The following is a 13,840-nucleotide window of genomic DNA, read 5'->3' on the forward strand; positions in this document are numbered from 1 at the left end:
GGGCATTCCTCGTGAGACTCTCCGACCTCGCACGGACCTCCCGGGAGATCGCCTCGGCCTCCGGGCGCACGGAGAAGACCGCCCTGCTCGCCGGCCTGCTCCGGACGACGGAGCCCGAGGACGCGCCGGTCGTGATCACCTATCGGGCCGGGCGGCTGCCGCAGCGCAGGAGGCAGACCGCCCCCTCCCCGTGAGGGCCACCGCCCCCGGGTGCCCCTCCTCAGCCGGCGGCCGGTGCCGGGCGGCAAACGGCGGGCGCCGTGGTGCGCAGCCCCCGCGCCGCATGCTCCTCCGCGACCGCCCGGAGCACCAGTGCCCAGGTCTTGCCCAGTTGAGCGGCGAGCTCCGGGTACGGCGCCCCGCTCCACGCGGCCGCCTCGACACCGGAGACCACCGCCGCGACGAGCGCCCGCGCGGCGTCCTCCGCCACGCCGCGTCGCAGTGCACCCTCGGCCGCGGCCCGCACGAGCAGCCGCCCCGTCGCGGCCACGCACACCAGGTGGAAGTCCAGCACCGGGTGTTCGCCGCCGGCCCGCTCGCGTCCGACGCGGAAACTGGCCCGCACGACCGGGTCCGCCGACGCCCACGCGGCCAGGGCGTGGGTGGTGTCGATCAGCGACTGCAGGGCCGGCTGTCCGCCGCGGCCGAGGGCCAGGACCGTGTCCTCCAGGAGTCGGCAGCCGCTCTCCTGGACCGCGACGGCCAGTTCCCGCTTGCTGGCGAAATGGAAGTACAGGGCCCCCTTGGTCACTCCGGCGGCCCGGCTGATGGCCCCCAGACTGGTCTCGGCGTATCCGTACCGGTCGAAGAGTTCTGCCGCGGCCTCGACGAGACGGGTGCGGGTGCGCTCGGATCGCTCCTGCACGCCCTCACCCCGCCCGCACGAGCCGTCGGTCGTCCGCCTCCGGTCCGTCGAGCAGCTTCGGCGAGGCGGTGAGGACCGCGTGCTGCAGCTCACGGAGCTGGTCCGAGGGTTCCAGACCGAGTTCGCGGACCAGCGTGCCCCGCAGCCGCTGGTACACGTCGAGCGCCTCGGTGCGCCGGCTGGACCGGTACAGCGCGAGCATCAGATGCGCGTGCAGATTCTCGTGCGTGCGGTGCTGCTGCACCAGCACGCTGAGTTCCCCGATCAGTTCACGGTGGCGCCCCTGCCGCAGGTCCAGTTCGATGCGGTGCTCCTGCACGCACAGGCGTGCCTCCTCCAGCCGCCTGGCCTCCAGAGCGAGGAGCGGTCCGGCCTGGACGTCGCCGAAGGCGGGCCCCCTCCACAGGGCGAGCGCCGCCCGCAGGGTCCGCGCCGCCGTGTCCGTGTCGTGGTCGGCGAGCGCCTGGAAGGCCAGGCCGGACAGCCGTTCGAACTCCTGGGCGTCGCTGGTGCCCTCACCCCGGTCGAGCAGGTACCCGCCGGCACGCGTCGCCAGGATCCGCTTCGCGTCCCCGCCGGGCCGGCCGTCGGCCTGGAGTGCCGCGCCGACGGCACCCCGCAACTGCATCACGTACGTCTGCAGCGTGGCCTGCGCGCTCCGCGGCGGCTTCGCGCCCCACAGCTCACCGATCAGCGCCGCCACGGGCACGACCTGGCCGGAGTGCACCGCCAGCGTGGCCAGCAGCTGACGCGGTTTCGGCGCGGACGGCGCCACCGGAACCCCGTTCACGCTCACGTCGAACATGCCGAGAACCTTCAGGTCCATCGCTTCTCCTCTCCACCCCATGGAGGCTTCCAAAAGGCGTTCTCCAGGGCCAGTGCAGGGCTCCTCAGGCGGGGATGAAGCACACCCGGAACGACCATGAGAACTTCATACGAGGCTCGTGAGCCAGACACTGCCCACACCCCCGTGGCCGGGGTCAGACTCCTGGTCACCGCCGCAAGGTGCGGCCGGGCCATCCGTCCAAGGGGGATGCATGAACCTCACGCACGCAGTCGTCGCCGTCGCCTCCGCCGCCGCTCCCGCCGGGTGCGAGGACCTGGTCGTCGAGGAGCTGGTCTGGCAGAACGCCGAGCAGGCCCAGCCGGGTACCTGCATCTGCTGGATCGACGTCTACAGCGACTGAGGCCCGGGTCCACTCCCGCAGACGCATCACCGCCGCGCGCCCGCCGGCCGTTCCGCAGCCGCCGGCCGGACGGCCCGGGCGCGCGGCACGCACACCGAAGCGAAGTCCCGTCCACGTCACAGGGGGAGACAGTGATGGATGCACAGCCGAGCAGACCGGGTCTCGCCTTCAAGCCCCATCTCACAGCGGAGGTCGTCCCCGGTGAAGGGGTCTATCTCGTCTCGGAACGCGGTGTGACGGCCCTGCGCGGGCCGGGTGTCACCGCGCTCGCGCCCCTGCTCGACGGTTCCCGCAGCCTCGACCGGCTGGTCGCGGACGCGGAGCGGACCGTCCCCGCCCGGCAGGTGGAGGCGGTCGTGTCCCGGCTGCGGGCGGCCGGTCTGGTCGACGACCGGGCACCGTCGGCGGCGGACTCCGCCGATCTGGCGTTCTGGGAACTGGCCGGGATCGACGGTGCGACCGCGATGCGGCGGGTCCGCGGCACCCCGGTGGAGGTCGTCGGCGTCGGGGAGAGGAGCCGTTCGAGCGTCGCGGAGCTGTCCGACGCGCTCCGGGCGGCCGGCCTGCGGCTGTACCGTCCGCCGGCCGGAGACGCCGGCGCGGCGGTACCCGTCGAGCCCGCCGGCTTCACCCTCGCCGTCTGCGACGACTACACCGACCCGGCGCTCGGCGACATCGACGCCGCCCACCGGGAGTCGGGAGTGCCGTGGCTGCCGGCCCGGTTCGTGGGCGACCAGCCCTGGATCGGGCCGGTGTTCCAGCCGGGTGAGGGTGCCTGCTGGACCTGTCTCAGGGACGCGCTGCGGCGCAACCGTCCGGCCGAGACCTATCTGGACCGGGCACTGGGCCGGCGTGCCGTCACCCCTGCGTCGTCCCTGGCCGCCGGCCGTGCCGCCGGGCTGCATCTGGCGGCGCTGGAGGCCGTCAAGTGGGTCGCAGGGCACCGTCATCCCGGCCAGGACGCCATCTGGCGGCTCGACCCGCTCACCCTGACCGGCCGCCATCACCCCGTGCGCCGCCGCCCGCAGTGCCCCGTGTGCGGGGACCCCGGGGCCGTCGCCCGCCGGGTCGGCGCTCCGCTGGTCGTGCGCAGCCGCCGCAAGGCGGAGGCGGAGGCGGACTGCGGTGACCGGTGGCTCTCACCCCGGGAGACGCTCCACCGGTACGGTCACCTGGTGGATCCGCTGACCGGTGTCGTCAAGGAGCTGCGACGCGACACCCGCGGACCGGAGTTCCTCAACTGCTTCCACGCCGGGCACAATCCGGTGCACTCGCCGGACGGCCTGGCCTCCGTGCGGGCAGGGCTGCGCAGCACCAGTTCCGGCAAGGGCACCACGGCGCTCAACGCCCGGGTCAGCGCGCTGTGCGAGGCGGTCGAGCGGCACAGCGGCTTCTTCCAGGGCGACGAACCGACGGTGCGGGCCAGCTACCGGGAGGTCGCCGACCGCGCCGTGCACCCGGACGAGGTGCAGCTCTTCCACCCGCGGCAGTTCGAGGACCGCGAGGCGTGGAACGCCTCCCACGGGCCGGCGCACCGGATCTGCGAGCCCTTCGACGAGGGGGTGCCGCTGGACTGGACGCCGACGTGGTCGCTGACCGCTCGCCGCCACCGGCTGCTGCCGACCTCGATGCTGTACTACAACGCACCCCGCACACCGGGGAGCCGCTTCTGCTCGGCCAACTCCAACGGCTCGGCCGCCGGCAGCTGCGTCGAGGACGCCATCGTCCAGGGCTTCCTCGAGCTGGTCGAGCGGGACGCCGTCGGTCTGTGGTGGTACAACCGCACCCGGCAGGCGGCGGTCGACCTAGACGCGTTCGACGACCCGTGGGTGCGGGAGGTGCGGGAGGGCCACGCCGCCCTGCATCGGGAGCTGTGGGTCCTGGACCTCACCAGCGATCTCGGGATCCCGGTCTTCGCGGCCCTCTCACGGCGCACGGACAAGCCGGCGCAGGACATCACCCTGGGGTTCGGCGCGCACTTCGACCCGCGGACGGCGCTGCGCCGGGCGCTGGCGGAAGTGAACCAGATGCTGCCGCCGGTCGCCCGGGTGCGAACCGACGGCAGCGGATACGCCTGCGACGACCCCGCCGCGCTGGCCTGGTGGCAGGGCGCCACCACGGCGAACCAGCCCTATCTGCTCCCCGGTCCGGCGCTGCCGGTCACCGTCCCCGGCTCCTACGTGCCGGTCCGCCGCGGCGATCTGCGGGAGGACGTCGCGGCGATCGAGGACCTCGTCTCCGCGCACGGCATGGAACTGCTCGTCCTCGACCAGACGCGTCCCGATGTCGCCCTGCCCGTGGTGAAGGTGATCGTGCCGGGGCTGCGGACGTTGTGGACGCGGTTCGGGCCCGGACGGCTCTACGACGTCCCGGTACGGCTCGGCCGGCTGTCCGCGCCCACCCGTTACGAGGACCTCAATCCGGTTCCGCTGTTTCTTTGACGTCGTCAGAAAGGTCCTGTGCCGTGCCCGCTCCTCCCTCGTCCCTCACCGGGCCGCAAGCCGGTCTGGTCGAGCTGTGGTCACTGCGTCAGGACACCCTGCTGGAACTGCCGGACGAGACCACCGCGGCCCCGGCGGCGGCCGGTTCCCCCGACGGGGCGGCGCTGCTGTCGTCCCGTTGGGGCGAGACGCGGCTGCCGATCACGGACCCGGTGGTCCTCCGCGCGCTGGAGCGTCTGTCGTACGGTCCGGTGTCGCTGGACAACGTGGTGGCCGGCATCAGTGTGCCGGACGGGCCGGGGAGCCCCGAGCGGGAGGCCCTGGCGCCCCTCCTGCGGTCGTTGGAGAACGTCCTCGTACGCTCGCTGGCCACCACGGACGGCAGGACGCTGCTGTCGGTGGTCCCGATCTCCCGGTACGCCCGCTTCCGGCCCCCGGCCACGCCCGCCGACGCCGTGCTGCGGCTCTCCCGCTTCACCGTCCTGCGCACCCATGAGGAGGGGCTGTGCGCGGAATCGCCGCTCTCCGGGCAGCGCGTGGTCCTGGTCCAGCACCGCTCCGCCTGGCTGGTGAGCTGTTTCGCCCGCCCCTCCACGCCGCGGGAGGCCGCGAAGCGGCTGCGCATGCCGGTGGACGACGTGCGCCGGGTCGTGGCGTATCTGGAGGCGTCCGGCATGCTGGTCCGGGGGACTCCGCCCGCGGCGGGCGGGCAGGAGAGCGGGCCGAAGGAGAAGTACGCCTTCGCCGAGGACCGGGATCCGGCGCTCCTGCCGTGGTCGCCCCACGACCTGATGCTGCACGCCCGCAGCCGGCAGGGCCGCCACGACGGCCCGTTGGGTGCGACGGACGACTTCTCGGGCGAGCTGGCCGCGGAGCCCCCGTTCGCCCCGGACCGGCACGGGCCGGCCCGGGTGCCGCTGCCCGTCCCCGACCTGGACGACGTCCTCGACCGCGATCCGCCCCTCACGGTCGCCCTGGAGGCGCGCCGCTCGGTGCGCGACCACGGCGGACGACCGCTGGACCTCGCCCAGTTGGGGGAGCTGCTCTACCGCTGCGCCCGGGTGCGGTCCATGGGCGGCCTCGGGGGCGGCGAGGGCGCGCCGGTGCCCACCAGCCGCCCGTACCCGAGCACGGGCGGCACGTACGCGCTGGAGTTGTACGTCACGGTGACCCACTGCGCGGACCTGGCGCGGGGCACGTACCACTACGACCCGGTCGCGCACGCCCTGGTCCCGGTGGACGTGGCCGCCGAGAGCCTGGACGAACTGCTCGCCGAGGCGCAGTCGACGGCCGGCCTGCGGGCCGAGCCGCACGTCCTGATCACCATGACGGCCCGGTTCCGCCGCATGACGCTGCGATACAGCGGACTCGCGTACAGCGGGCTGCTCAAGGACGTGGGCGTGCTCCAGCAGACCCTGTACCTGGTCTGCACGGCGATGGGTCTGGGGCCGTGCGCCCTGGCGTTCGGCGACAGCGACCTGTCCGCCCGCGCGCTCGGCCTGGACTGGCGGACGGAGTCGGCCGTGGGCGAGTTCGTCCTGGGCACGCCGCCGTCGCAGCCGGACGCCGGCCACCCGCCGACGGACGCCGTGGAGGTGAACGGCCACGACTGGCACATCCGTTGCACGGAGGAACTGCGGCGCGCCCTGGCTCACAGCACCGACTGACCCCGTCCGAGGAACGCTTCCTTCCGGCCACTGGGAGTCCGGGTCTGCACTTATCCTGTGCGCACCCGCATCACGTCAGGTGAGGAGCCTTCATGCGTCGGACGGCATCGGTCTCCCGTGGCACTCCCCCGGAGGAAGGACCGGCCCCCGGGGCCGACATGGCGCCACGGGTCGCCGTCGCCATCACGACCGTGGTCATCTGCGGCTTCTTCGCGGTCGCCGTCACCTATGTGCTGCAGGCTCCGCACACCACGCTCAGCCTGGTGCTCTGCTTCGCGCTGCAACTGCTGCTGCTGGGCCTGCAGTTGTGTCACTCCTTCCCCTCGTCGATGCCACGGGCGGTGGCCCGGCACAGCCGCTGGACCCTCGCCGCCCAGGCGCTGCTCACCTACGCGCCGTTCCCCGTCTTCGGCGCCGCCTGGCTGGGCATGCCCGGGTTCCTGGCGGCGTCCTCGCTGCTCGTGCTGCGCACCGCACTGGGCTGGCTCGCCTTCGGCGCCATCGTGGCGAGCACCGGACTGATCCAGTTCACGGTCGGCTTCGGCATGGGGGAACTGGCGTACAACTGTGTCGCCACCAGCCTCACCGGTCTGGTCGTCTACGGGTTGAGCCGGCTGGCCGACCTCATCCGGGAGGTGCAGACCGCGCGTGAGGAGCTCGCCCGCCTGGCCATCACGCAGGAACGTTTACGCTTCGCCCGCGATCTGCACGACCTGCTCGGCTACAGCCTCTCGACCATCACGCTGAAGTGCGAACTCACCTATCGGCTGGTCTCGTTGGACCCGAAGCGCGCGGAGACCGAGATCACGGAGATCCTTGGGACGGCCCGCCAGGCACTGGCCGATGTCCGCGCCGTGGCCAGCAGCTACCTGCACATGAGCCTGCGCCGGGAGGTCGCCTCCGCGGAGACCCTGCTGCAGACGGTCGGCATCCGGACCGACATACGCGTCGACGCCGACCTGCCGGCGGGGAACGTGGACACCACCCTGGCGACGGTCCTCCGTGAGGGCATCACCAACCTGCTTCAGCACAGCAAGGCCCAGCACTGCGTGATCGAGGCGACCACGACCGACGACCGCGTGCGGATCACCGTCGCCAACGACGGGGTGGGAGCGCAGCGTTCGATCCTGCACCCGGTCCGGCCGGGGGGCGGCGGCAGCGGCCTGAACAATCTGATCACCCGGGTCGGGGCGCTGGGCGGCCGGCTCACGGCGGGGGTGCGGGAGGACGGCTGGTTCCAGCTCACCGCGGAGGCACCGCTGCGGCCCGGCGGCGGCGCGCCCCCGGACGGCGGACAGGACGCGGCCGCGCTCCCGGACCACTGAGGCGCCCTCAGAGCCAGCCGAGGTCGCGGGCGATGCGGACCGCGTCCATACGGTTGCGGGCGTTGAGCTTGGTGACGATGGTCGTCAGGTAGTTCCGCACCGTTCCGGCGGACAGGAACAGCCGCCGCGCGATCTCCGGCACGTTCTCCCCCTCCGCGGCGAGCCGCAGCACCTCGGTCTCCCGTGCGCTCAGCGGATTGTCGCCGGCCTGCAGCGCGGCGACCGCCAGCTGCGGATCGATGACCTGCTGTCCGGCCACCACGGCCCGTATGGCCGCGGCCAGTTGGTTCGGATCGGCGTCCTTGAGCATGAACCCCGAGGCGTGCGCCTGGAGGGCCCGCATGAGGTTGCCGGGCCGCCCCAGGCTGGTCAGGATCACGGTCCGGCACTCGGGCAGCCGCTCGTGCAGGAGACCGGCGGCGCGTATCCCGTCCATCCCCGGCAGGTCGATGTCGAGCACCGCCACGTCGGGCCGTACGTCGAGCGCCACGGGAACGACCTTGTCCCCCGCGTCCACCTCGGCCACCACTTCCAGGTCGGGCTCCAGCTCCAGCAGGGCCACCAGCGCTCTGCGCAGCATGAGCATGTCCTCGGCAAGCAGGATTCTGACCATTGTCCCCCCATGACGCCACGTAAGCGGGCGATCCCTTCGATGTCGGCTGATCCTAGTGGCGCGAGGAGAACTCCCCCGAAGGACCGTGCGGCAGGGTGCCGGGCACGGTCCGCCCCGGGACGGCACTCCGGGGTCGTGCACAGGACCGTGCCCGGCCGTTCACGGGCCGGTGGCCGCCGGGCCGGCGCCGTCCTGCCCGGCTCCGGTCGGCACCATCGCGGCCCGGGGCGCGGAACCGCCCGGCTCCCGGTGCCCCGGCCCGGTGCCGTCCGCCTCGTCGCCGGCACTCTCCTCGGTCGCGCCGAGGAAACCGCCCGACTGGTGGCGCCAGAGCCGGGCGTAGGGGCCTTCGGCGGCGAGGAGCTGGTCGTGGCTGCCCTGTTCGACGACGGTGCCGCGGTCGAGCACGACGAGGCGGTCCATGCCGGCGACGGTGCTCAGGCGGTGGGCGACGACGAGGGCGGTGCGGCCCTCCATCAGGCGCCACAGGGCGTCCTGGACGAGGATCTCGCTCTCCGAGTCGAGCGCGCTGGTCGCCTCGTCGAGGAGCAGGATCGGGGCGTCGCGCAGGATGGCCCGGGCGAGCGCGACGCGCTGGCGCTGGCCGCCCGAGAGTTTGACGCCCCGCTCCCCCACCAGGGTGGCGAAACCGTCGGGGAGCCGGTTCGCGAACTCCGTGACGTGGGCGGCGTCCGCCGCCGCGTGGATCTCCTCGTCGGTGGCGCCGGGCCGGGCGAAGGCGATGTTGTCGCGCAGGCTGCGGTGGAACATGGCCGGTTCCTGCGGGACGTAGGCGATCAGCGAGCGCAGGTCGCTCTGGCGCAGGCGGCTGATGTCCTGTCCGCCGACGAGGATGCGTCCGCCGTCCAGGTCGGACATCCGCAGCAGGAGCCGGGTGAGGGTGGTCTTGCCGCCGCCGGACCTGCCGACCAGGCCGATCCTGGTGCCGGGGGGAACGTCCAGGTCGAGCTTCTCGAAGATCGGACGCTCTCCCTCGTGGGCGAAGGTGACGGCCTCGAAGCCGATGCCGCTGTCGCGGGGTGCGAGCGGCTCGGGGTCCGCCGGGTCGAGCACCGTGGGCGGGTCCAGCAGCAGCTCGGTGAACTGGGCGGCCTCGGTCATCGAGCTCTCCAGGCGGCGGTAGATCTGGTTGAACTCGAACATGATCCGGGTGGCGTTGGAGTAGTACGTGAACGCCACCACGACCTCCTCCACGCCCTGCCCGGAGCCGCCGAAGGCCACGGCGACCAGCAGGCCCAGCACGTTGGTCAGCACGGACATGGGGGCGATCAGGACGTCGACGCGCAGGTTGCCGTAGTCCCACGACTTCAGCGTCAGGCGCCGGGCGTGCGCGACCCGGCCGCGGTGTTCGTCGGCCTCCCGCTCCTCGGCGGCGAACGCCCGGATGGTCTCCATGTTCATGAGGCTGTCGGCGACATGGCCGGAAACGCGCGCGAGGGCGGCCTCGCGGCTGTTGACGAGCCGCTGCCGCCGGCGGATCAACGGAACGACGGCCACGACCGTGATCGTGATCATCAGCAGGAGGCCGGCGACCAGCATCGGCTGGTAGCTCCACAGCACGACCGCGCCGAACACCAGCGGGACGAGACTGCCCACGATCCGGAAGGTGAGGGTGTCGACGAAGTCCTCGAAGCGCTTGCCGAAGCTCAGCACCCGCTTGGTGAGGGAGCCGGCGAAGTTGTCGTGGAAGAACGTCGCGTCCTTCGCCAGGAGTTCGTCCATGCCGCGCACGTACAGGTGCTCCATGCCGAGCGCGTCCACCCGGTTGAGGCAGTGCAGCCCCACCCGCCAGACGGCCTCGGCGAGCAGCAGCGTCACGCCGAACCCGAGCACGTAGGGCGCCGCCGAGGCGAGGGTGAGACCGCCGTCGGCGGCGGCCCGCCCCGCCAGTTTGGCGATGAGCAGGGGGGCGACGTAGTGGATGCCGATGTTGCCCACGGCCGGCAGCAGCAGTGCGGGCGCGGCGAACCGCCGTAAGCGCTTCAGTTCCCGGCCGTAGAGGCGCAGCGCCAGGAGGACCGCGCTCCGGCCCGGCGCGGGCCCTGGTGTCTGTGTGGTTGCCATCACTCTCCCCGGGGTTCGTGAAAGGAGGCAGTGTCTCCTCGGGGCGAGGTGACGGTCCACGCATTTATGGCGCACCGGCCAGAAATGGACATAGCGGAGCGCAGGGGATTGCAGGGGAAGTATCAGGTGGTGACCCCGCGAAGAGGGCGCACGACCGGGTCGCCCGGGCGCCCGCACGCGCCGGCCTCCGCTCGCCTGTGCTCGCCGTCACACCCCTCTCACCTTCGGCAATTTACTAGGACGTCCTAGTATCTCTTCGGCCACCACTCCCCCCGTCCTGTCCGGGAAGGCACCGATGAACGCTCTGCACCGCCCCGTGCACCCCGTCCGCCTGGTCACCGCTTCGGCGCTGTTCGACGGGCACGACGCGTCGATCAACATCATGCGGCGGATCTTCCAGTCCCAGGGCGCCGAGGTGATCCACCTCGGACACAACCGGTCGGTGCGGGAGGTCGTGGACGCCGCGCTGGAGGAGGACGTGCACGGCGTGGCGGTCTCGTCCTACCAGGGCGGGCACGTCGAGTACTTCGAGTACCTCGTTCAGTCGCTGCGCGAGCGGGGCGCGGGCCACATCCGGGTGGTCGGCGGCGGCGGGGGCGTGATCGTGCCCGAGGAGATCGACCGGCTGCGCGGCAGCGGCGTGACCATCTTTTCCCCGGAGGACGGCCAGCGGATGGGCCTGGCCGGAATGGTCAACTCCGTGATCCGGGACTGCGACACCGACCTGTGGGAGAGCGGGGCGGCCGACGCCGACGCCGTCCTGGCCGGCGACCGGTTCGCGATCGCCCGGGCCATCACGGGCGCCGAACTCGGCAAGCTGCCCGCGGACTTCCTCGGGCGACTGCGTGCCGCGGCGGCCGGACGGGTCGTGCCCGTGCTCGGGATCACCGGGACCGGCGGCTCCGGCAAGTCCTCCCTGACGGACGAGCTGGTGCGCCGGTTCCGGGTCGACCAGCGGGACCGGCTGCGGATCGCGGTGATCGCCGTCGACCCGACCCGCCGGCGCGGCGGCGGCGCGCTGCTCGGCGACCGGATCCGGATGAACTCCCTCGACGGGGACCGGATCTTCTTCCGCAGCCTCGCCACCCGCGGCAGCCACGAACTGCCCGAGCACCTGGCGGAGGTCATCGACGTCGTCAAGGCCGCCGGGTTCGACCTGGTGGTCGTGGAGACCCCGGGCATCGGCCAGGGCGACGCGGCGATCGTGCCGTTCGTGGACATCCCGATGTACGTGATGACGCCGGAGTTCGGCGCCGCCTCGCAGCTCGAGAAGATCGACATGCTCGACTTCGCCGAGGTCGTGGCGATCAACAAGTTCGAGCGGCGCGGCGCCAAGGACGCCCTGCGCGACGTGGCCCGCCAACTCGTCCGCAACCGTGAGGCGTTCGACAAGCGGCCCGAGGACATGCCGGTGTTCGGCACCGCGGCGGCCACCTTCAACGACGACGGCGTGACCGCCCTCTACCAGCACCTGCGGGACGCCCTGGGCGCCAAGGGGCTCCCGCTGACCGAGGGGACCCTGCCGGCCGTCGACGTGCGGCACTCCTCCGGCATCCGGCAGGTGGTGCCCGCCGAGCGGGTGCGCTACCTCTCCGAGATCACCGAGACGGTGCGCGCCTACCACGCCGAGACGGAACGGCTCGCCGAGGCGGCCCGGCGGGTGCAGCGCCTGGACCTCGTGCACGGCGAACTGGTCCGGGCCGGGTCCGACGGCGGGGACGTGGAGTCGCTGCTGGAGGGCGCGCGCAGGCAGCTCCCGCACGAGGTCGCGCAGCAGATCGCCGACTGGCCCGCCGTCGTGGAGTCCTATTCGGGTGACGAGCAGGTCGTGACGATCCGGGACAAGGAGATCCGCACCAGGCTGACCCGGGAGTCCCTGTCGGGCAACAAGGTGCCGCGGGTCGCGCTGCCCGCGTTCACCGACCACGGGGAGCTGGTGCGGTTCTGGCGGCGGGAGAACCTGCCGGGCCGCTTCCCGTTCACCGCCGGGGTGTTCCCGTTCAAGCGCGACGGCGAGGACCCGGCCCGGATGTTCGCCGGCGAGGGCGACCCGTTCCGCACCAACCGGCGGTTCAAGCTGCTGTCCGAGGACCAGCCCGCCACCCGGCTGTCCACCGCCTTCGACTCGGTGACCCTGTACGGGCGGGACCCCGACCCGCGCCCGGACATCTACGGCAAGGTCGGCACCTCCGGTGTCTCCGTCGCGACGCTGGACGACATGAAGGCGCTGTACGACGGCTTCGACCTGGTCGCGCCCACCACCTCGGTGTCGATGACCATCAACGGCCCGGCGCCCACGGTGCTGGCCTTCTTCCTCAACGCGGTCGTCGACCAGCAGATCGAACGGTTCCGCGCCGCCGAGGGCCGCGACCCCTCGCCGTCGGAGGCGGAGGAACTGCGCGCGCACGCCCTGGCCACCGTGCGCGGCACCGTGCAGGCCGACATCCTCAAGGAGGACCAGGGCCAGAACACCTGCCTGTTCTCCACCGAGTTCTCCCTGCGGATGATGGCCGACATCCAGGAGTGGTTCATCCGGCAGCGGGTCCGCAACTTCTACTCGGTGTCGATCTCCGGCTACCACATCGCCGAGGCCGGCGCGAACCCCATCAGCCAGCTCGCGTTCACCCTCGCCAACGGGTTCACCTACGTCGAGGCGTACCTGGCGCGCGGCATGCACATCGACGACTTCGCCCCGAACCTGTCGTTCTTCTTCTCCAACGGCATGGACCCCGAGTACTCGGTCCTCGGCCGGGTCGCCCGGCGCATCTGGGCCATCGCGATGAAGGAGAAGTACGGCGCCAACGAGCGCAGCCAGAAGCTGAAGTACCACGTCCAGACCTCCGGACGTTCCCTGCACGCCCAGGAGATGGACTTCAACGACATCCGCACCACGCTGCAGGCGCTGATCGCCATCTACGACAACGCCAACTCGCTGCACACCAACGCCTACGACGAGGCCGTCACGACCCCGTCCGCCGAGTCGGTGCGCCGTGCGCTGGCGATCCAGCTGATCATCAACCGGGAGTGGGGGCTCGCGATGAACGAGAACCCGCTGCAGGGCTCGTTCATCATCGACCAGCTCACCGATCTGGTCGAGGAGGCCGTGCTCGCCGAGTTCGACCGGATCAACGAGCGCGGCGGTGTGCTCGGCGCCATGGAGACCGGTTACCAGCGCGGCCGCATCCAGGACGAGTCGATGCTCTACGAGCAGCGCAAGCACGACGGCTCGCTGCCCATCATCGGCGTGAACACCTTCCGCCGGCCCGGCGGCGACGCCGAGCCCCAGGAGCTCGAACTGGCCCGCGCCACCGAGCGGGAGAAGGAGTCCCAGCTCAAGCGGGTCCACGAGTTCCGGACCACGCACGCGGAGGAGGCGGAGCGGGCGATCGCCCGGCTCAAGGAGGCCGCGATCAACGGGGACAACGTCTTCGAGGTGCTCATGGACGCCGCGCGGGTCTGCTCGCTGCAGCAGGTGACCGAGGCGTTCTTCGAGGTCGGGGGGCAGTACCGGCGCAACGTCTGACGGCCGGCCGGCAGGCCGCGGGGGCGCCGTCCCCGTGCCGGCGCGGCGCCCCTCGTCGGGGAGGGCGGACCGGTGGTCCTCGGCGTCCCGCCGCGGGCCGGTGGCTCGCCGCGTCCCGCTCGCCGCTGCCCGGG

10 protein-coding genes are annotated in these 13,840 nt (G+C 72.4%); 6 read left to right on the top strand and 4 right to left on the bottom strand.

The features are described from left to right. Positions 1 to 11: 11 nt before the first annotated feature. A complete protein-coding gene (locus tag ACSU53_RS05070; protein WP_437024991.1) occupies positions 12 to 194 on the top strand; it encodes a hypothetical protein in 183 nt (60 codons plus the stop codon). Positions 195 to 220: 26 nt separating this feature from the next. On the opposite strand, the gene ACSU53_RS05075 is transcribed toward ACSU53_RS05070, so the two are convergent. Next, on the bottom strand, positions 221 to 865 hold the full coding sequence (locus tag ACSU53_RS05075; protein WP_437024993.1) for a ScbR family autoregulator-binding transcription factor: 645 nt from the start codon (positions 863 to 865) through the stop codon (positions 221 to 223). Between the two features lie 4 nt (positions 866 to 869). Then, positions 870 to 1,691, bottom strand: coding sequence for an AfsR/SARP family transcriptional regulator (locus tag ACSU53_RS05080; RefSeq protein WP_362094978.1), 822 nt, complete (start codon positions 1,689 to 1,691; stop codon positions 870 to 872). 211 nt (positions 1,692 to 1,902) lie between these two features. Between ACSU53_RS05080 and ACSU53_RS05085 the strand changes: the two genes are divergently transcribed. From ACSU53_RS05085 to ACSU53_RS05100, 4 genes are all read left to right on the top strand, one after another. After that, a complete protein-coding gene (locus tag ACSU53_RS05085) occupies positions 1,903 to 2,052 on the top strand; it encodes a hypothetical protein (protein WP_362094981.1) in 150 nt (49 codons plus the stop codon). A 134-nt stretch (positions 2,053 to 2,186) separates the two neighbouring features. Then, a complete protein-coding gene (locus ACSU53_RS05090) occupies positions 2,187 to 4,493 on the top strand; it encodes a TOMM precursor leader peptide-binding protein (protein ID WP_437024995.1) in 2,307 nt (768 codons plus the stop codon). Between the two features lie 23 nt (positions 4,494 to 4,516). Further along, positions 4,517 to 6,160, top strand: a complete 1,644-nt coding sequence (locus tag ACSU53_RS05095; protein ID WP_437024997.1) for a SagB/ThcOx family dehydrogenase — start codon at positions 4,517 to 4,519, stop codon at positions 6,158 to 6,160. A 92-nt stretch (positions 6,161 to 6,252) separates the two neighbouring features. Continuing rightward, entirely contained in the window at positions 6,253 to 7,485 is a 1,233-nt protein-coding gene (locus ACSU53_RS05100; RefSeq protein WP_437024999.1) for a sensor histidine kinase, read from the top strand. 7 nt (positions 7,486 to 7,492) lie between these two features. On the opposite strand, the gene ACSU53_RS05105 is transcribed toward ACSU53_RS05100, so the two are convergent. After that, on the bottom strand, positions 7,493 to 8,098 hold the full coding sequence (locus ACSU53_RS05105; RefSeq protein ID WP_437025001.1) for a response regulator transcription factor: 606 nt from the start codon (positions 8,096 to 8,098) through the stop codon (positions 7,493 to 7,495). A 159-nt stretch (positions 8,099 to 8,257) separates the two neighbouring features. After that, the gene (locus ACSU53_RS05110; protein ID WP_437025003.1) at positions 8,258 to 10,183 is read right to left on the bottom strand and encodes an ABC transporter ATP-binding protein; all 1,926 of its coding nucleotides are present in this window, start codon (positions 10,181 to 10,183) and stop codon (positions 8,258 to 8,260) included. Positions 10,184 to 10,478: 295 nt separating this feature from the next. Between ACSU53_RS05110 and icmF the strand changes: the two genes are divergently transcribed. After that, positions 10,479 to 13,706: a fused isobutyryl-CoA mutase/GTPase IcmF gene (icmF, locus tag ACSU53_RS05115; RefSeq protein ID WP_437025005.1), complete on the top strand. Its 3,228-nt coding sequence runs from the start codon at positions 10,479 to 10,481 to the stop codon at positions 13,704 to 13,706. The last annotated feature ends 134 nt before the right edge of the window (positions 13,707 to 13,840 follow it).

Source organism: Streptomyces sp. enrichment culture, assembly GCF_964273255.1.
In the GTDB taxonomy this organism is placed as follows: domain Bacteria; phylum Actinomycetota; class Actinomycetes; order Streptomycetales; family Streptomycetaceae; genus Streptomyces.

Bases quoted from the DNA above. Each gene is read 5' to 3' on its own strand.
- ACSU53_RS05080 (WP_362094978.1), bottom strand. From the start codon at position 1,691: ATGGACCTGAAGGTTCTCGGCATGTTCGACGTGAGCGTGAACGGGGTT.
- ACSU53_RS05085 (WP_362094981.1), top strand. From the start codon at position 1,903: ATGAACCTCACGCACGCAGTCGTCGCCGTCGCCTCCGCCGCCGCTCCC.
- ACSU53_RS05090 (WP_437024995.1), top strand. From the start codon at position 2,187: ATGGATGCACAGCCGAGCAGACCGGGTCTCGCCTTCAAGCCCCATCTC.
- ACSU53_RS05100 (WP_437024999.1), top strand. From the start codon at position 6,253: ATGCGTCGGACGGCATCGGTCTCCCGTGGCACTCCCCCGGAGGAAGGA.
- ACSU53_RS05105 (WP_437025001.1), bottom strand. From the start codon at position 8,098: ATGGTCAGAATCCTGCTTGCCGAGGACATGCTCATGCTGCGCAGAGCG.
- ACSU53_RS05110 (WP_437025003.1), bottom strand. From the start codon at position 10,183: ATGGCAACCACACAGACACCAGGGCCCGCGCCGGGCCGGAGCGCGGTC.
- icmF (WP_437025005.1), top strand. From the start codon at position 10,479: ATGAACGCTCTGCACCGCCCCGTGCACCCCGTCCGCCTGGTCACCGCT.